The organism is Burkholderia anthina, from assembly GCF_902498995.1.
Classification (GTDB): Bacteria; Pseudomonadota; Gammaproteobacteria; order Burkholderiales; family Burkholderiaceae; genus Burkholderia; species Burkholderia anthina.
Map to the genome: position 1 here is coordinate 273,130 of NZ_CABVLY010000001.1, position 16,803 is coordinate 289,932.

Below are 16,803 nucleotides of genomic sequence, written 5' to 3' on the forward strand. Positions count from 1 at the left end.
TCATTTCACCGGCTGGCGAATTGAAAAAAGTGCCAGCTTGATTGTTGGCGCTCTTTATTTAAGTGTCAAGAGGAATTTTTAGACGGTTGGAGGGACGTTGTAAAGAACCCATTTTCAGGGTTTTTCCGGCTTTGCTTTGCAGCATGCCGCCAAGCGCGCGGACTTGAAAAGTCGCATAATCGGCTCATATACCAGGCTCGAGTGACACGCGATCGAGTCGTCCCGGCTTGTGGGATACTGGACACGGATGCAATGGTCCGGTGCGGTTTCCCCCCTGACGGTTCGTGTTCCGCGCCATGCGTGAAAGCCGGCACCGCAGCCGGCTTTCGTATGGCACGAAGACGATTGCGTGTCGTCGGGAACCAGGGAGGGCGCCGGCCGGTCGGTCGGGTAATGGCAGGATTGCGGGCCTGTCCGAGTTGTTTAGAATGGGTGTATGGCGATTATCCCGGACAAGCAGGACAGCACCGTCCTGGAACGCAAGCAGCAGAAGCTCAAGCCGCCTTCGATGTACAAGGTGGTGCTGCTGAACGACGACTTCACGCCGATGGAGTTCGTCGTGATGGTCGTACAGGAGTATTTCAAGAAGGATCGCGAGACGGCCACGCAGATCATGCTGAAGGTTCATCGCGAAGGGCGAGGGGTTTGTGGGGTCTATACGCGGGACATCGCGTCGACCAAGGTTGAGCAAGTCGTTACCCATGCGCGGCAGGCCGGGCATCCGCTGCAGTGCGTGATGGAGGAAGCATGATTGCCCAGGAATTGGAAGTCAGCCTGCACATGGCGTTCATGGAAGCACGCCAGGCGCGCCATGAGTTCATTACGGTCGAGCATCTGCTGCTGGCCCTGCTGGATAATCCGACGGCAGCCGAGGTGTTGCGCGCGTGCGCGGCAAACATCGAGGACTTGCGTCAGAACCTGCGCAATTTCATCCACGACAACACGCCGACCGTCCCGGGCACCGACGATGTCGATACCCAGCCGACGCTCGGATTCCAGCGCGTGATCCAGCGCGCGATCATGCACGTCCAGTCGACGTCGAACGGCAAGAAGGAAGTCACCGGCGCGAACGTGCTGGTGGCGATCTTCGGCGAGAAGGATTCGCACGCGGTCTACTATCTGCAGCAGCAGGGCGTGACGCGCCTGGACGTCGTGAACTTCATTTCGCACGGCATCGCGAAGACGAACGGCGGCGAAGCCGCGAAGTCGACCGACGCGAGCGCGGAAAGCGACGACGCGAATGCGCAGAAGGAAACGCCGCTCGCGCAGTTCACGCAGAACCTGAACCAGATGGCGAAGGACGGCCGCATCGATCCGCTGATCGGGCGCGAGCCCGAGGTCGAGCGCGTCGTGCAGGTGCTGTGCCGTCGCCGCAAGAACAATCCGCTGCTCGTCGGCGAAGCCGGCGTCGGCAAGACCGCGATCGCGGAAGGGCTCGCCTATCGCATCACGCGCGGCGAAGTGCCGGACATCCTCGCGAACGCGCAGGTCTACTCGCTCGACATGGGCGCGCTGCTCGCGGGCACCAAGTACCGCGGCGACTTCGAGCAGCGTCTGAAGACGGTGCTGAAGGAGTTGAAGGAGCGTCCGCACGCGATCCTGTTCATCGACGAGATCCATACGCTGATCGGCGCGGGCGCCGCATCGGGCGGCACGCTCGACGCGTCGAACCTGCTGAAGCCGGCGCTGTCGTCGGGCACGCTCAAGTGCATCGGCGCGACCACCTTCACCGAATATCGCGGCATCTTCGAGAAGGACGCGGCATTGTCGCGGCGCTTCCAGAAGGTCGACGTGACGGAGCCGACCGTCGAGCAGACGGTCGCGATCCTGCGCGGCCTGAAGTCGCGCTTCGAGGAGCACCACGGCGTCAAGTATTCGTCGGGCGCACTGTCGGCCGCGGCCGAGCTGTCGGCACGCTTCATCACCGACCGTCACCTGCCGGACAAGGCGATCGACGTGATCGACGAAGCGGGCGCCGCGCAGCGCATCCTGCCGAAGTCGAAGCAGAAGAAGACGATCGGCAAGAGCGAGATCGAGGAAATCATCTCGAAGATCGCGCGCGTGCCGGCGCAGAGCGTGTCGCAGGACGATCGCAGCAAGCTGCAGACGCTCGATCGCGACCTGAAGAGCGTCGTGTTCGGCCAGGATCCGGCGATCGACGCGCTTGCCGCATCGATCAAGATGGCGCGCGCGGGCCTGGGCAAGATGGACAAGCCGATCGGCGCATTCCTGTTCTCCGGCCCGACGGGCGTCGGCAAGACCGAAGTGGCACGCCAGCTCGCGTTCACGCTCGGCATCGAGCTGATCCGCTTCGACATGTCGGAATACATGGAGCGTCACGCGGTGAGCCGGCTGATCGGCGCGCCGCCGGGCTACGTCGGGTTCGACCAGGGCGGCCTGCTGACGGAAGCCGTCACGAAGAAGCCGCATTGCGTGCTGCTGCTCGACGAAATCGAGAAGGCGCATCCGGACATCTTCAACGTGCTGCTGCAGGTGATGGATCACGGCACGCTGACGGACAACAACGGCCGCAAGGCGGATTTCCGCAACGTCATCATCATCATGACGACGAACGCGGGCGCCGAGTCGATGCAGAAGGCGACGATCGGCTTCACGACGCGCCGCGAAACGGGCGACGAGATGACCGACATCAAGCGCCTGTTCACGCCGGAGTTCCGCAACCGGCTGGACTCGATCATCAGCTTCCGCTCGCTCGATGAGGAAATCATCATGCGCGTGGTCGACAAGTTCCTGATCCAGCTGGAGGAACAACTGCACGAGAAGAAGGTCGACGCGCTCTTTACCGACGCGTTGCGCAAGCATCTCGCGAAGCACGGCTTCGACCCGCTGATGGGCGCGCGGCCGATGCAGCGGCTGATCCAGGACACGATCCGTCGCGCGCTGGCCGACGAGCTGCTGTTCGGCAAGCTCGTCAACGGCGGCCACGTGACGGTCGACGTCGACGAAAGCGACAAGGTGCAGTTGTCGTTCGACAAGCTGGCGAATCCGCCGCACAAGCCGAACGAAGAGACGGTCGAGGTCGAGTAAGCGATAATTCGTTGTTCATGCGAACGGCGCGGGAAGTTCTCCGCGCCGTTTCGTTTTATCTGGCGCCAGTGGCGCCGTGGTGGTGCAGGGGAGTGGTAACGCAGTGACACAACAACAACGGTCGTTCGACAACATCGTCGCGCGCGAACAAGGGTTGCGCCATGCGCTGACGTCCGGGCAGATGGCGATGATCGCGATCGGCGGAGCGATCGGCACGGGCCTGTTCCTCGGCAGCGGCTTCGCGATCGGGCTCGCCGGCCCGAGCGTGCTCGTTTCGTATGCGATCGGCGCGCTGATCGCGCTGCTGCTGATGGGCGCGCTCGCGGAAATGACGGTCGCGCATCCGACGGCCGGCTCGTTCGGCGCGTATGCCGAGCACTACGTCGGCCCGCTCGCGGGCTTTCTCGTGCGCTACGCGTACTGGTTCGCGGTCGTGTTCGCGATCGGCACCGAAATCAGCGCGATCACCGTGTTCATGAAGTACTGGTTTCCAGCCGTGCCCGGCTGGTATTGGGTGATCGGCTTCTCCGCGCTGCTGATCGCGGTGAACCTCGCGAGCGTCACGCTGTACGGTTCCGTCGAATATGCATTCTCGCTGCTGAAGATCGCGGCGATCATCGTGTTCATCGTGCTCGGCGCATATCTCGTGTGGTCGGCGCCGGCGGCGTCGGGCATCGGTTTCGCGAACTACACCGCGCACGGCGGCTTCATGCCGAAAGGGCCGTGGGGAACGTGGGTCGCGGTGATCGTCGCGATCTTCAGCTACATGAGCATCGAGGCGGTCGCGATCGCGGCCGGCGAGGCGCGCGATCCGCAGCACGCGGTCACGCGCGCGTTCCGCTCGACGGTGTTCCGGCTCGTGCTGTTCTATCTGCTGACGCTGTCGCTGATGCTCGCGATCGTGCCGTGGACGCAGGCCGGCACCGACGAAAGCCCGTTCGTGAAGGTGATGGCCGCGACGCACGTGCCGTATGCCGCAGGCGTGATCAACTTCGTGCTGCTGATCGCGGCGCTGTCGGCGATGAACAGCCAGCTCTACGTGACGACGCGCATGATGTTCAGCCTGTCGCGCGCGCGGCTCGCGCCGGCGGTGTTCGGCCGGCTCGGCGCGAACGGCGTGCCGCGTGCGGCGCTGTGGATCTCGACGAGCGGCGTCGCGGTCGCGGCGGTGCTCGTCGCGCTGTCCCCCGACACCGCGTTTACCGTGATGATGGCGATCGCGATGTTCGGCGCGCTGTTCACGTGGCTGATGATCTTCGTCACGCATCTGCGCTTTCGCGCGCAGTATCGCGGCCCGGCGCTCGCGTTCCGGATGTGGGGGCACCCGTTCGGCAGCCTGCTCGGCGCGGGCCTCGTCGCGGCGATCCTGTTCACGACCGCGTTCACGCGTGAATTCCGGATGACGATGATGGTCGGCGTCGTGTTCGTCGTGCTGCTGACGCTTGCATACGCGCTGCACTACCGGCACCGCCACGCGCGCTGACGCGTGCCTTCGGCGCTGCAGGTTGCACAGCGAGGTTGCTAAGGTTCCGTTAAGCCGGCAGCCGCTACATTCGAACCTGTCCGCGATGCGCGCCGGCCCGTGCCGGCGCGCCGCTTTCCTGCCAAGGGGTTCGAATGAACAAACTTCCCGAAATCACGCTCGCGTTCTGGATCATGAAGATCTGCGCGACGACGCTCGGCGAAACCGGTGGCGACCTGCTGTCGATGACGCTGAACGTCGGCTACGCGGTGAGCTCGATCCTGCTGTTCGGTTTCTTTCTCGTCACGCTCGGCGCGCAGCTCAGGGCGACCGGCTATCGCCCGGCGATCTACTGGGCCGTGATCGTCGCGACCAGCACGGCCGGCACGACGATGTCCGATTTCATGGACCGCACGCTCGGCCTCGGTTACGCGGCCGGCTCGTCGATCCTCGTCGCGATCCTGCTGGCGATCTTCGCGGTGTGGCGCCTGAGCGGCGAATCGCTGTCGGTCGACCTGATCCGCACGCGCAAGGTCGAACTGCTGTACTGGATCGCGATCCTGTTCTCGAACACGCTCGGCACCGCGCTCGGCGATTTCCTCGCGGACAGCTCGGGCCTCGGCTTTGGCGGCGGCGCGCTGCTGATCGGCGGGCTGCTCGTGCTGATCGTGCTCGCGCACTATTTCACGCGGATCTCGGGTGTGCTGCTGTTCTGGGCCGCGTTCGTGCTCACGCGTCCGTTCGGCGCGACGGTCGGCGACCTGCTGACGAAGCCGGTGGCGAAGGGCGGTCTCGCGCTCGGCACGGTCGGTTCGTCGGCGGTGCTGCTCGGCGTGCTGGTTGCGATGGTGAGTTATGCGAGCATCGCGCAGGCGCGGCGACGCGAACGGATGCCCATACGGATCGCGCAGACGGCAGACCGTTGAGCGGAAACGAACAAAGGGGCCGCGCGGCCCCTTTGTTTATTGCGCCGTGCGTTCAGTGACGGCCGGTGCTGCCGAAGCCGCCCTCGCCACGATCGCTTTCGGCGAAGTCGTCGACGATGTTGAACTGCGCCTGCACGACCGGCACGATCACGAGCTGCGCGAGGCGCTCGAACGGGTTCAGCACGAACTCGGTCTGGCCGCGGTTCCACGTCGAGATCATCAACTGGCCCTGGTAGTCGGAATCGATCAGGCCGACGAGGTTGCCGAGCACGATGCCGTGCTTGTGGCCCAGCCCCGAGCGCGGCAGGATCAGCGCCGCATAGCCGGGATCCGCGAGATGGATCGCGAGGCCGGTCGGCACGAGCGCCGTTTCGCCCGGCTTCAGCGTCAGCGGCGCGTCGAGGCACGCACGCAGGTCGAGGCCCGCGCTGCCGGTGGTCGCGTAGGCAGGCAGGTAGTCGCGCATGCGCGCGTCGAGAATCTTCAGGTCGAGTTTCATGCGGTCGTCGGATGGGTCGGGAAGGGCGCGGCAGCGACGGCCGCCGCGCGGGAGATCAGATCAGGCGGTTGTCGGGCAGGCGCTTCGCGATTTCGGCCACGAGCGTGTGCGCGAGCTCGTCTTTCGGCGCGCGCGGCAGGCGCGTGAGGCCGCCCGCTTCGAACAGCACGACTTCGTTGTCGTCGCGACCGAACGTCAGCGGGCCGAGGTTGCCGACCAGCAGCGGCACGTTCTTGCGCTTGCGTTTCTCGTCGCCGTGCACGTCGAGGTCGCCGCTTTCGGCCGCGAAGCCGACGCAGAACGGCGGAGCGGGCAGTGCCGCGACCGACGCGAGGATGTCGGGGTTCTCGACGAACGCGAGCTCGGGCATCTTGCGGTCGGCCGTCTTCTTCATCTTGTGCTCGGCGGGCTGGGCGACGCGCCAGTCGGCGACCGCGGCCACCGCGATGAAGATGTCGGCGTCGTTCACGGCATGCATGACGGCGTCGTACATCTGCTGGGCGGTCTGCACGTCCTGGCGATAGACGCCCCACGGCGTGTCGAGCGCGACCGGCCCCGCGACGAGGTGTACGTCGGCACCGGCCTGCTGCGCGGCACGCGCGAGCGCGAAGCCCATCTTGCCGCTCGAGCGGTTGGTCAGGCCGCGCACCGGATCGAGCGGCTCGAACGTCGGGCCGGCCGTGATCAGCACGCGGCGGTGCGCGAGCACCTTCGGCGCGAAGTGCGCGACGATCGCTTCATAGATCGCTTCGGGCTCGAGCATGCGGCCGTCGCCGACTTCGCCGCATGCCTGCGCGCCGGAATCGGGGCCGAGCACCGACACGCCGTCGGCACGCAACTGTGCGGCATTGCGTTGCGTGGCCGGGTTCTGCCACATCTGGCGGTTCATCGCGGGCACGACGAGCAGCGGACAGTCGCGCGCGACGCACAGCGTCGACAGCAGATCGTCCGCGAACCCGTGCGCGAGCTTCGCGAGGAAGTCGGTCGACGCGGGCGCGATCACGATCGCGTCGGCTTCGCGCGACAGGTCGATGTGCGCCATGTTGTTGTCGATGCGCGCGTCCCACTGGCTCGTGTACACGGGCCGGCCGGACAGCGCCTGCATCGTGACGGGCGTGATGAACTGGGTCGCGGCTTCCGTCATCGCGACCTGCACGGTCGCGCCTGCCTTCACGAGCAGCCGGGTGAGCTCGGCGATCTTGTAGCAGGCGATGCCGCCCGTCAGGCCGAGAACGAGGTGCTTTCCTGCGAGTTCTGCGTGTGCCAACTCAGGCCTCCAAGGATCAAACGGAACGGCCGGCGCGAAGCCGGCCGTCGACACGGAGTATGCGCGCTCAGCGCGTGCCGCGCACGCGACGCAACTCGTCGTAGATCAGCAGCACTGCGCCGACCGTGATCGCGGAGTCGGCGAGATTGAACGCCGGGAAGTGCCACGCACCGAGGTGGAAGTCGAGAAAGTCGATCACGTGACCGTAGATGAGCCGGTCGATCACGTTGCCGAGCGCGCCGCCGAGGATCATCGCGAGCGACAGGCTGAACAGTCGCTGCTGGCCGTGGCGGCGCAGCAGGAAGCAGATCACGAGCGTCGCGCCGATGCCGAGCGCGGTGAACGCCCAGCGCTGCCAGCCGCTCGCGGTCGACAGGAAGCCGAACGCGGCGCCGCGGTTGTACACCAGCACGAGGTTGAAGAACGACGTCAGCGCGTGCTGCGCGCCGTACGCGAACGTTTTCAGGATCGCGATCTTCGACAGCTGGTCGAACAGGATCACGATCAGCGAAATGCCGAGCCAGGGCGCGAGCGCGCCGCTGGCCGGTTTCGACACGGTTTTTGCCATGGTTTAAGCAGCGCTCCGGATTTCGCCGTTTTCAAACAGGTTCGAGAAGCAGCGGCCGCACAGCGTCGGATGGTCGGCGTGCGCGCCGACGTCTTCGCGGTAATGCCAGCAGCGTTCGCATTTCTGGTACTTCGAAGCCGCCACGTCGATGCTTTCCTGCGCGTCGTCGTCGACCTTCACGACCGTCGCCGCCGACGTGATCAGCACGAACTTCAGGTCGTCGCCGAGGCTCGTGAGCGCGTCGTAGCGCGCGCCGCTCGCATGCACGGCCACTTCGGCCTGCAGCGACGAACCGATGCGGTTCGCGGTGCGGGCTTCCTCGAGCGCCTTCGTCACGTTGCCGCGCACGTCGCGCAGCAGCGCCCACTTCTCGATCAGCGCGGCCGAGCCGGCGACTTCCGGATACGCGTAGTACGTTTCCGTGAACACGGTGTCGCTCGCCTGCTGGAACACCTTCCACGCTTCTTCCGCCGTGAACGACAGGAACGGCGCGAGCACGCGCAGCAGGCCATGCGCCAGGTGGTACAGCGCGGTCTGCGCGGAGCGGCGCGCACGCGAATCGGGCGCGCTCGTGTACAGGCGATCCTTCAGCACGTCGAGATAGAAGCCGCCGAGATCCTCCGAGCAGTACGTCTGCAGCTTCGCGACGACCGGGTGGAATTCGTACTTCTCGTAGTGGCCGAGCAGTTCCGTCTGGAGTTGCGCGGAGAAGGCGACCGCGTAACGGTCGATCTCGAGCCATTCTTCCACCGGCACCGCGTGCTGCGCGAAGTCGAAATCCGACAGGTTCGCGAGCAGGAAGCGCAGCGTGTTGCGGATGCGGCGATAGCCTTCCGTCACGCGCTTCAGGATTTCCTCGGAGATCGCGAGCTCGCCCGAGTAGTCGGTCGATGCGATCCACAGGCGGATGATTTCCGCGCCGAGACGGTTCGCGACTTCATGCGGGTCGACGCCGTTGCCGAGCGACTTGCTCATCTTGCGGCCTTCGCCGTCGACGGTGAAGCCGTGCGTGAGCAGGCCCTTGTACGGCGCGCGGCCGTCGATCATCGATGCGGTCAGGAGCGACGAGTGGAACCAGCCGCGGTGCTGGTCCGAGCCTTCGAGGTACAGATCGGCCGGGAACTGGAGTTGATCCTTGTGCGAGCCGCGCAGCACGTGCCAGTGCGTCGTACCCGAGTCGAACCATACGTCGAGCGTGTCGCGGTTCTTCTCGTACAGGTTCGCGTCGTCGCCGATCAGCTCGCGCGGGTCCAGCGACTGCCACGCCTCGATGCCCGACTGCTCGACGCGCTTCGCGATTTCCTCGAGCAACTCCAGCGTGCGCGGATGCAGCTCGCCGGTTTCCTTGTGCACGAAGAACGCCATCGGCACGCCCCACTGGCGCTGGCGCGACAGCGTCCAGTCGGGACGGTTCGCGATCATGCTGAACAGGCGCTGCTTGCCCCACGACGGGTAGAACGCGGTCGCATCGACACCTTCGAGCGCCGTTTCGCGCAGCGTCTTGCCGCCGTCGCGCGGCGTCACGTCCATGCCGGCGAACCACTGCGACGTCGCGCGGTAGATGATCGGCGTCTTGTGGCGCCAGCAGTGCATGTAGCTGTGCGTGTACTTCTCGCTGCGCAGCAGCGAGCCGGCCGCGTTCAGCGCCTCGACGATCTTCGGGTTCGCGTCCCAGATCGACAGGCCGCCGAACAGCGGCAGCGATTCGATGTAGCGGCCGTCGCCCATCACCGGGTTGATGAAGTCCGAATCGGTCATTCCGTGCGCCTTGCACGACATGAAGTCTTCGATGCCGTAGGCGGGCGACGAGTGCACGACGCCGGTGCCGGTGTCGGTCGTCACGTAGTCGCCGAGGTAGACGGGCGCGGTGCGCTTGTAGCCGGGGTGGGCCGACGCGAGCGGGTGGTGGAAGCGCAGGTTCGCGAGCTTCACGCCCGGCGCGGTCGCGACGACGCGGCCGGTCAGCTTGAAGTCGGTCATGCAGGCTTCGACGCGTTCTTCCGCGATGATCAGCAGCCCGCGCTCGGTGTCGACCAGCGCATAGACGATTTCCGGATGGAGGTTCAGCGCCTGGTTGGCGGGAATCGTCCACGGCGTGGTGGTCCAGATCACGATGCCGCCCTCGGCGCGCGGCAGCGCCGGCAGGCCGAATGCGTGCGCGGTCTTTTCCGGTTCCGCGAACGCGAACATCACGTCGATCGTCGGGTCGGTGCGGTCCTTGTATTCGACTTCCGCCTCGGCGAGCGCCGAGCCGCAGTCGAAGCACCAGTTCACCGGCTTTAGCCCGCGATACACGTAGCCCTTCTCGATGATCTTGCCGAGCGCGCGGATTTCTTCCGCCTCGTTGACGAAGTTCATCGTCTTGTACGGGTTCGCCCAGTCGCCGAGCACGCCGAGGCGCTTGAAGCCGACCTTCTGCTTTTCGATCTGCTCGGTCGCGTACGCGCGCGCCTTGCTCATCACTTCGGCCGCCGGCAGCGACTTGCCGAACTGCTTCTCGATCTGGATCTCGATCGGCATCCCGTGGCAATCCCAGCCCGGCACGTAAGGCGCGTCGAAGCCGGCCATGTTGCGCGACTTGACGACGATGTCCTTCAGGATCTTGTTGACCGCGTGACCGAGGTGGATGTCGCCGTTCGCATACGGAGGGCCGTCGTGCAGGATGAACTTCGGCCGGCCCTTGCTCGCCGCGCGGATCTTCTCGTAGATGCCGCGCTCTTCCCACTCCTTGACCCACTGCGGCTCGCGCTTGGGCAGGTCGCCGCGCATCGGGAACGGCGTGTCGAGCAGGTTGACCGGATACTTGGCCTGCGGTTTCGAATCGGCTTTCTTGTTGCTCATGATGGGATCGCTATCAAATCGGGGGACGCTCGTGCGTCGTGAATCGGGGATGCGCGCGGTCGGCGGCGCGAGGAGGGCGGCGCGGGGCGCCGCCGGCCGGATCAGCTAATTCGGTCGGTCGCGGACGTCGAGAAGCCGGTTGCACGGCTGCCCGGCGCGCGGTCGCGCTCGATGAAGTACGCGCGCGCATTGGCGACGTCCAGCGCGATCGCGCGCGACAGCGCCTCGAGATCGTCGAACTTCGCCTCGTCGCGCAGCTTCTTCAGGAATTCGACGCGGATCAGCTTGCCGTACGCGTCGCCGTGCCAGTCGAGCAGGTGAACCTCGAGCAGCACGCGGCCCGAATCGTCGACGGTCGGGCGCAGCCCGAGGCTCGCGACGCCCGGCAGCGGCGCGGGGCCGAGGCCGTGCACCTGCACGACGAAGATGCCCGCGAGCGCCGGCCGCTTGTGCGCGATCGGCAGGTTCAGCGTCGGGAAGCCGAGGTCGCGGCCGAGCTTGAGCCCGTGCGCGACGTGGCCGCTGATCGCGTAGCCGTGGCCGAGCGCCTGCGCGGCCGCATCGAGATCGCCCGCGCCGAGCGCGGCGCGCACGCCCGAGCTGGAGATGCGCGTGCCGTCGCTGCCGGCGACCGTGCCCATCTGCTCGACCTCGAAGCCGTACTGTTCGCCGGCGGCCTTCAGCGTGTCGAAGGTGCCCGCGCGCTTCGCGCCGTAGCAGAAATCGTCGCCGACCATCATCCAGCGCGTGTGCAGCCCGCCGACCAGCGTGCGTTCGACGAACGCCTGCGGCGACTGGCTCGCGAACGTATGGTTGAAGTGTTCGACGACGACGCGGTCGACGCCGTGATCGCGCAGCGCTTCGAGCTTGTCGCGCAGCATCGCGATGCGCGGCGGCGCGCCGGCCGGATTGAAGAATTCGCGCGGGTGCGGCTCGAACGTCATCACGCACACGGGCAGGCCGCGCGCGTCCGCTGCCGCGCGCACGCGCGCGAGCAGGGCCTGGTGGCCGCGATGGACACCGTCGAAGTTGCCGATCGTCAGCGCGCAAGGCGCGCGGCTTTCGGCGTTGGGCAGGCCGCGGAAGACTTTCACGATAGCGGATGCAGCGTCGGGGAATGGGCGGTGGGATGCCGCAAAGCAGAAGATTATAAACGTTCGGGCGGCCCGGCGGCCGAGAAGGGGGGAAACGCGAGGGCGAATGGTAAAATTCGCGGATGAAAAAACTCGTGATACTGATTTCCGGTCGCGGCAGCAACATGGAGGCCATCGTCCGCGCGTGCGCGCAGGAACGCTGGCCGGCCGAGATTGCCGCCGTGATTGCCAACCGGCCCGATGCGGCCGGCCTGGCTTTTGCCGCGTCGCACGGGGTGGCGACCGCGGTGGTCGACCATCGGTCGTTCGACGGCCGCGACAGCTTCGATGCAGCGCTCGCCGCCGAAATCGACCGTTTCGCCCCCGATCTCGTCGTGCTCGCCGGCTTCATGCGTATCCTGACGCCCGCTTTCGTCAGACGATACGAGGGCCGGCTGCTGAACGTCCATCCGTCGCTGCTGCCGAGCTTCAAGGGCATCCACACGCACCAGCAGGCGCTGGATGCCGGCGTCGCGCTGCACGGCGCCAGCGTGCATTTCGTCATTCCCGAACTCGACAGCGGCGCGATCGTCGCGCAGGGCGCGGTGCCCGTGCGCGCGGGCGACGACGCGGCCGCGCTCGCGCGGCGTGTGCTGACGGTCGAGCACGTGCTGTATCCGCGTGCGGTGCGCTGGTTCGTCGAGGGGCGCCTGCGCCTCGAGAACGGGCGGGCAGTGGTGGCGCCGGAAGAGGCGCGCTGGATTTTCGCGGATCAACCGCATACCGAAACGAGCGAGGGCGTATGAAGCTGCACGGATTCCTGATTGGCCAGACCGAGACCTTGCTGGCCGAGGTGCTGAAATTCGCCGGCCCGGCCGACGCGACGACGAGCCGGTTTTTCCGCGCGCATCCGAAGCTCGGCCACGCCGAGCGCGGCGTGATCGCCGAGGCGGTGTTCGCGGTACTGCGCCGCAAGATGGAGTTTTCGCACCTCGCCGAGAGCGGCACGGGCAGCCCCGCGCGGCGCCTCACGCTGCTCGGCCTGATGCAGACGCTCGGCCGCAACGCGCTGAAGCCGTTCGTGTCCGACACCGAGGCCGCGTGGCTCGAGCACGTGTCGAAGATCGATCCGGCGAGCCTGCCGGTGCGCGTGCGCACGAACCTGCCGGACTGGATCTACCAGGCGCTGTCGGCCCGTTTCGACGCCGACGAGCTTGGGCAGCTCGCCGCCGCGCTGAACTACCCGGCGCCGCTGGACCTGCGCGCCAATGCGCAGAAAGCGACGCGCGACCAGGTGATCGACGCGCTGCGCGCGAACGGCATCGACGCGGGCGCGACGCCGTTCGCGCCGTACGGCGTGCGGGTCGTCGGCAAGCCGGCGCTCACGCGCCTGAAGCTGTTCGAGGAAGGCCAGATCGAGGTGCAGGACGAAGGCAGCCAGCTGCTGTGCTCGCTCGTCGCGCCGCGTCGCGGCGAGATGGTCGTCGATTTCTGCGCGGGCGCCGGCGGCAAGACGCTCGCGCTCGGCGCGATGATGCGCTCGACCGGGCGCCTGTACGCGTTCGACGTATCGGAAAAGCGTCTCACGAAGCTGAAGCCGCGCCTTGCGCGCAGCGGTCTGTCGAACGTGAATCCGGTGCTGATCGACAGCGAGCACGATGCGAAGATCAAGCGGCTCGCCGGCAAGATCGACCGCGTGCTGGTCGACGCGCCATGCAGCGGCCTCGGCACGCTGCGCCGCAATCCCGACCTCAAGTGGCGCCAGACGCGCACGTCGATCGACGAGCTCGCGCCGAAGCAGGCGTCGATCCTCGCGAGCGCGGCGCGTCTCGTGAAGAAGGGCGGCCGCCTCGTCTACGCGACCTGCAGCGTGCTCGACGCGGAGAACGAAGCCATCGTCGAGCAGTTCCTGGCCGACCATCCGGAGTTCGTGCTGGTCCCCGCGCAGAAGGTGCTGGCCGACCAGCGCATCGAAATCGAAACCGGCGACTACCTGTCGCTGTGGCCGCACCGCCACGCCACCGACGGCTTCTTCGCCGCGGTGCTGGAACGGCGCCCGCAGTAACGGCAGCGCGCACGGATGATGCAGAATCGTCTGCTGTCGCACCGGCTCGCGTCGGTCATCCGCGACTTCAACCAGCCGGTGATGATCTGGCAGGCGGCGATCCTGGTCGGCGCGCTGTGTTTCGCGTGGGTGGCCGCGCGCTTCGTGCACGGCCGCATCGACGCACGCCGGCGGGCTGCCGGCCGCGTGCCGGGCGCCGGCGCGCAGAGCCTGAAGCGCGCGCTGTTCCCGTTGTTCGGCGGGCTGTTCGTGCTGGCGGCCCAGCTCGCGTTCGACCCGTTCATGTCGACGTCGCTGCTGTCGCTCGCGCTCGTGCCGCTGTTCGGCATCGGGCTCATCTACGTGCTGTTCTTCTTCGCGCGGCGCGTGTTCGCGCGCGACGGCCACACGCATGCGTGGTTGTCGGTCGTCGAGAAGATCGTGTCGGTGATCGTGTGGGCGGCGATGGTGTTTACCGTGCTCGGGATCCAGTCCGACGTGATCGCGTGGCTCGACAGCGTGCAGTTTCGCGTCGCGAATGCGCACCTCACGCTGCTGTCGGTGATTTCCGGCGCGCTGTGGGTGTGCGTGACGCTGATGGTCGCCATGTGGCTCGGCTCGGTGCTCGAGGAACGCCTCGCGCGCTCGAGCACGCTGGATGCGAACCTGAAGGTCGTGCTGTCGCGGGTCGGCCGCGCGCTGCTGGTGTTCGCGGCGATCCTGATCGGGCTGTCGCTCGTCGGCATCGACGTGACGGTGCTCGGCGTGTTCGGCGGTGCGCTCGGCGTCGGTCTCGGCTTCGGGCTGCAGAAGATCGCGAGCAACTACGTATCGGGCTTCATCATCCTGCTCGACCGCTCGCTGCGGCTCGGCGACGCGATCAGCGTCGGCGGGCTGCAGGGCATCGTCACGCAGATCCGCACGCGCTACACGGTCGTGCGCGGCCTCGACGGCAACGAGACGCTGATCCCGAACGAGAAGCTGATCACCGACGTCGTGCAGAACCAGTCGTCGTACCTGACGCGCGGTTACGCGAAGGTCGCCGTGCAGGTCGCCTATACGAGCGACGTCGAGCACGCGCTCACGGTGCTCGCCGAGGCCGCGAAGGGCGTGCCGCGCGTGCTCGCCGAGCCGGCGCCGGCGCCATACCTGGTCAGCTTCGGCGCGGACGGGATCGACCTGGAGCTCGGCTTCTGGATCGAGGATGCGGCGAAGGGCACGTCGGGCGTGCGCTCGGCGGTGAACCGCAACATCTGGCGGCTCTTCGGCGAGCACGGGATCTCGATTCCGTTCCCGCAGCGCGAAGTGCGCGTGGTCGGCCTGCCGGGGGAGTTTGCCGCGACCGGCGCGGTGGCCGACGGCGTACCCGTGGCCGGCAGCGGCCTGGCCGACGGGCAGGCGTCGACCGCTTAGGCGCGTCGTGCCGGCGCGAACGGGCCGAATCGGCGCCGTCGGGCGGCCAGAACCGGATCGCGGGGCTTTCCGGGTCCGTCGATGGACTGCTCGCGTTGCTTCATGACAAGAAAATATTCATTTTTTACAAAGACTTGGAACGGTTGAAGTAAAATTCCGGTCTACACGCGGTATGCTTTCATTTTTCTGACGCTTGCGCGAGCCGGCGTCGCTCTCATCACAGGTAACTGCCTTGTTGAATTCCCTGCTCGATTTTCTTTCCCACGGGCTCCTGCGTTTTTCGTGGTGGCAGGTCGCGCTGTTCGCGCTGGCCGTCACGCACGTGACGATTATCGGCGTGACGGTCTATCTGCACCGCTGCCAGGCGCACCGCGCGCTGGAACTGCATCCGATCGCGAGCCACTTCTTCCGCCTGTGGCTGTGGATGACGACCGGCATGCTGACGGGTCAGTGGGCCGCGATTCACCGCAAGCACCATGCGAAGTGCGAGACCGAGGAAGATCCGCACAGCCCGCAGACGCGCGGCATCTGGAAGGTGTTCCTCGAAGGCGCGGAGCTGTATCGCGCGGAAGCGAAGAACGAAGAGACGATGCGCAAGTTTGGTCACGGCACGCCGAACGACTGGCTCGAACGCAATCTCTACTCGAAGTATCCGATTCTCGGCATCAGCATGATGATGGTGATCGACGTCGCGCTGTTCGGCGTGATCGGCCTCACCGTGTGGGCCGTGCAGATGGTCTGGATTCCGTTCTGGGCGGCTGGCGTTGTCAACGGCTTCGGTCACTTCTGGGGCTACCGCAACTTCAACTCGGCCGATGCGAGCACGAACCTGTTCCCGTGGGGCATCGTGATCGGCGGCGAAGAGCTGCACAACAACCACCACACGTTCGCGACGTCGGCGAAGCTGTCGAACAAGTGGTACGAGTTCGACATCGGCTGGATGTACATCCGCATCATGTCGGCTTTCGGTCTCGCGAAGGTGAAGAAGGTCGCGCCGACGCCGCGCCTGAACAAGCCGAAGACGGTGCTCGACCAGGAAACGCTGCAGGCCGTGCTGTCGAACCGCTACGAAGTGATGGCGCGCTACGGCAAGGCCGTGAAGCGTGCCTACCGCCAGGAGCTCGCGCACCTGAAGGAAATCGGCGGCGAGAAGTACCAGTTGATGCGCGGCGCGCGCAAGTGGTTCCACAAGGATGCCGACGGCCTCGACGAGCCGCAGAAGAAGCTGCTGCCGGAGATTTTCGCGAACAGCCAGAAGCTGCATACGTATTTCCAGCTGCGCCAGGATCTGGCCGCGATCTGGGATCGCTCGACCGCGTCGCGCGAACAGCTGCTCGCGCAATTGCAGGATTGGTGCCATCGCGCGGAACAAAGCGGCATCAAGTCGCTGCAGGAATTCGCGACACGCCTGCGTCGCTACGCCTGATTCGAAATCGATTAGAATCTCAGGACGTCACAAACCCCGCGTTGGCGGGGTTTTTTCTTTTGGGCGGCCGGTTTTCACGGGACGACCGGACGTGCCGGAATTCGTATGAGGCTTGGGGCAGCACCGACGTGGCACCCCGGGGGCGAGCGTAGGGGATAGGGCCGAAGTAGGTGCTGAAGCGCTGACTCGGGTCGACCGCGAAGCATGGGACCGGAGTAAGCGCTGAAGGGCTGACT

Annotated in this window: 13 protein-coding genes; 8 read left to right on the top strand and 5 right to left on the bottom strand. The window is 66.2% G+C overall.

The genetic code is table 11. From position 1 onward, the window contains the following. Window positions 1–436: 436 nt before the first annotated feature. The 4 genes from clpS (at window position 437) to BME24068_RS01275 (ending at window position 5,436) form a co-directional block, all read left to right on the top strand. On the top strand, window positions 437–751 hold the full coding sequence (gene clpS / locus BME24068_RS01260; RefSeq protein ID WP_006398529.1) for an ATP-dependent Clp protease adapter ClpS: 315 nt from the start codon (window positions 437–439) through the stop codon (window positions 749–751). Further along, complete coding sequence (gene clpA / locus BME24068_RS01265; RefSeq protein WP_096502347.1) at window positions 748–3,048, top strand: ATP-dependent Clp protease ATP-binding subunit ClpA; 2,301 nt, start codon at window positions 748–750, stop codon at window positions 3,046–3,048. Before clpS ends, clpA begins: the two co-directional genes overlap by 4 nt. A 103-nt stretch (window positions 3,049–3,151) precedes the next feature. Then, window positions 3,152–4,531, top strand: a complete 1,380-nt coding sequence (locus BME24068_RS01270; protein WP_174924934.1) for an amino acid permease — start codon at window positions 3,152–3,154, stop codon at window positions 4,529–4,531. Window positions 4,532–4,665: 134 nt separating this feature from the next. Next, on the top strand, window positions 4,666–5,436 hold the full coding sequence (locus BME24068_RS01275) for a COG4705 family protein (protein ID WP_174924935.1): 771 nt from the start codon (window positions 4,666–4,668) through the stop codon (window positions 5,434–5,436). A gap of 52 nt (window positions 5,437–5,488) precedes the next feature. On the opposite strand, the gene dut is transcribed toward BME24068_RS01275, so the two are convergent. The 5 genes from dut to BME24068_RS01300 all read right to left on the bottom strand — a co-directional run bounded on the left by dut (window position 5,489) and on the right by BME24068_RS01300 (window position 11,705). Then, a complete protein-coding gene (gene dut / locus BME24068_RS01280) occupies window positions 5,489–5,935 on the bottom strand; it encodes a dUTP diphosphatase (RefSeq protein ID WP_089451154.1) in 447 nt (148 codons plus the stop codon). A 55-nt stretch (window positions 5,936–5,990) separates the two neighbouring features. Then, window positions 5,991–7,202 (bottom strand): bifunctional phosphopantothenoylcysteine decarboxylase/phosphopantothenate--cysteine ligase CoaBC, encoded by a 1,212-nt coding sequence (coaBC, locus tag BME24068_RS01285; RefSeq protein WP_096502339.1) that lies wholly within the window; start codon window positions 7,200–7,202, stop codon window positions 5,991–5,993. 67 nt (window positions 7,203–7,269) lie between these two features. Further along, entirely contained in the window at window positions 7,270–7,770 is a 501-nt protein-coding gene (gene lspA, locus BME24068_RS01290) for a signal peptidase II (protein ID WP_096502337.1), read from the bottom strand. A 3-nt stretch (window positions 7,771–7,773) separates the two neighbouring features. After that, window positions 7,774–10,611 carry an isoleucine--tRNA ligase gene (ileS, locus tag BME24068_RS01295; RefSeq protein WP_174924936.1) on the bottom strand — a complete coding sequence of 946 codons (2,838 nt, stop codon included), beginning with the start codon at window positions 10,609–10,611 and terminating at the stop codon, window positions 7,774–7,776. 101 nt (window positions 10,612–10,712) lie between these two features. Next, on the bottom strand, window positions 10,713–11,705 hold the full coding sequence (locus BME24068_RS01300) for a bifunctional riboflavin kinase/FAD synthetase (protein ID WP_096502333.1): 993 nt from the start codon (window positions 11,703–11,705) through the stop codon (window positions 10,713–10,715). Window positions 11,706–11,827: 122 nt separating this feature from the next. Between BME24068_RS01300 and purN the strand changes: the two genes are divergently transcribed. The 4 genes from purN to BME24068_RS01320 all read left to right on the top strand — a co-directional run bounded on the left by purN (window position 11,828) and on the right by BME24068_RS01320 (window position 16,567). Beyond that, complete coding sequence (purN, locus tag BME24068_RS01305; RefSeq protein ID WP_096502331.1) at window positions 11,828–12,490, top strand: phosphoribosylglycinamide formyltransferase; 663 nt, start codon at window positions 11,828–11,830, stop codon at window positions 12,488–12,490. Continuing rightward, the gene (locus BME24068_RS01310; RefSeq protein ID WP_096502329.1) at window positions 12,487–13,749 is read left to right on the top strand and encodes an RsmB/NOP family class I SAM-dependent RNA methyltransferase; all 1,263 of its coding nucleotides are present in this window, start codon (window positions 12,487–12,489) and stop codon (window positions 13,747–13,749) included. The genes purN and BME24068_RS01310 overlap by 4 nt, the downstream gene beginning before the upstream one ends. 15 nt (window positions 13,750–13,764) lie before the next feature. Then, entirely contained in the window at window positions 13,765–15,141 is a 1,377-nt protein-coding gene (locus tag BME24068_RS01315) for a mechanosensitive ion channel family protein (RefSeq protein ID WP_174924937.1), read from the top strand. A gap of 232 nt (window positions 15,142–15,373) precedes the next feature. Beyond that, entirely contained in the window at window positions 15,374–16,567 is a 1,194-nt protein-coding gene (locus BME24068_RS01320) for a DesA family fatty acid desaturase (RefSeq protein ID WP_174924938.1), read from the top strand. Window positions 16,568–16,803: the final 236 nt, after the last annotated feature.

What these genes read in the sequence shown, in the direction of transcription:
- clpS (WP_006398529.1), top strand. Translation starts at nt 437, where the DNA reads ATGGCGATTATCCCGGACAAGCAGGACAGCACCGTCCTGGAACGCAAG.
- clpA (WP_096502347.1), top strand. Translation starts at nt 748, where the DNA reads ATGATTGCCCAGGAATTGGAAGTCAGCCTGCACATGGCGTTCATGGAA.
- BME24068_RS01275 (WP_174924935.1), top strand. Translation starts at nt 4,666, where the DNA reads ATGAACAAACTTCCCGAAATCACGCTCGCGTTCTGGATCATGAAGATC.
- dut (WP_089451154.1), bottom strand. Translation starts at nt 5,935, where the DNA reads ATGAAACTCGACCTGAAGATTCTCGACGCGCGCATGCGCGACTACCTG.
- lspA (WP_096502337.1), bottom strand. Translation starts at nt 7,770, where the DNA reads ATGGCAAAAACCGTGTCGAAACCGGCCAGCGGCGCGCTCGCGCCCTGG.
- ileS (WP_174924936.1), bottom strand. Translation starts at nt 10,611, where the DNA reads ATGAGCAACAAGAAAGCCGATTCGAAACCGCAGGCCAAGTATCCGGTC.
- purN (WP_096502331.1), top strand. Translation starts at nt 11,828, where the DNA reads ATGAAAAAACTCGTGATACTGATTTCCGGTCGCGGCAGCAACATGGAG.
- BME24068_RS01310 (WP_096502329.1), top strand. Translation starts at nt 12,487, where the DNA reads ATGAAGCTGCACGGATTCCTGATTGGCCAGACCGAGACCTTGCTGGCC.
- BME24068_RS01315 (WP_174924937.1), top strand. Translation starts at nt 13,765, where the DNA reads ATGATGCAGAATCGTCTGCTGTCGCACCGGCTCGCGTCGGTCATCCGC.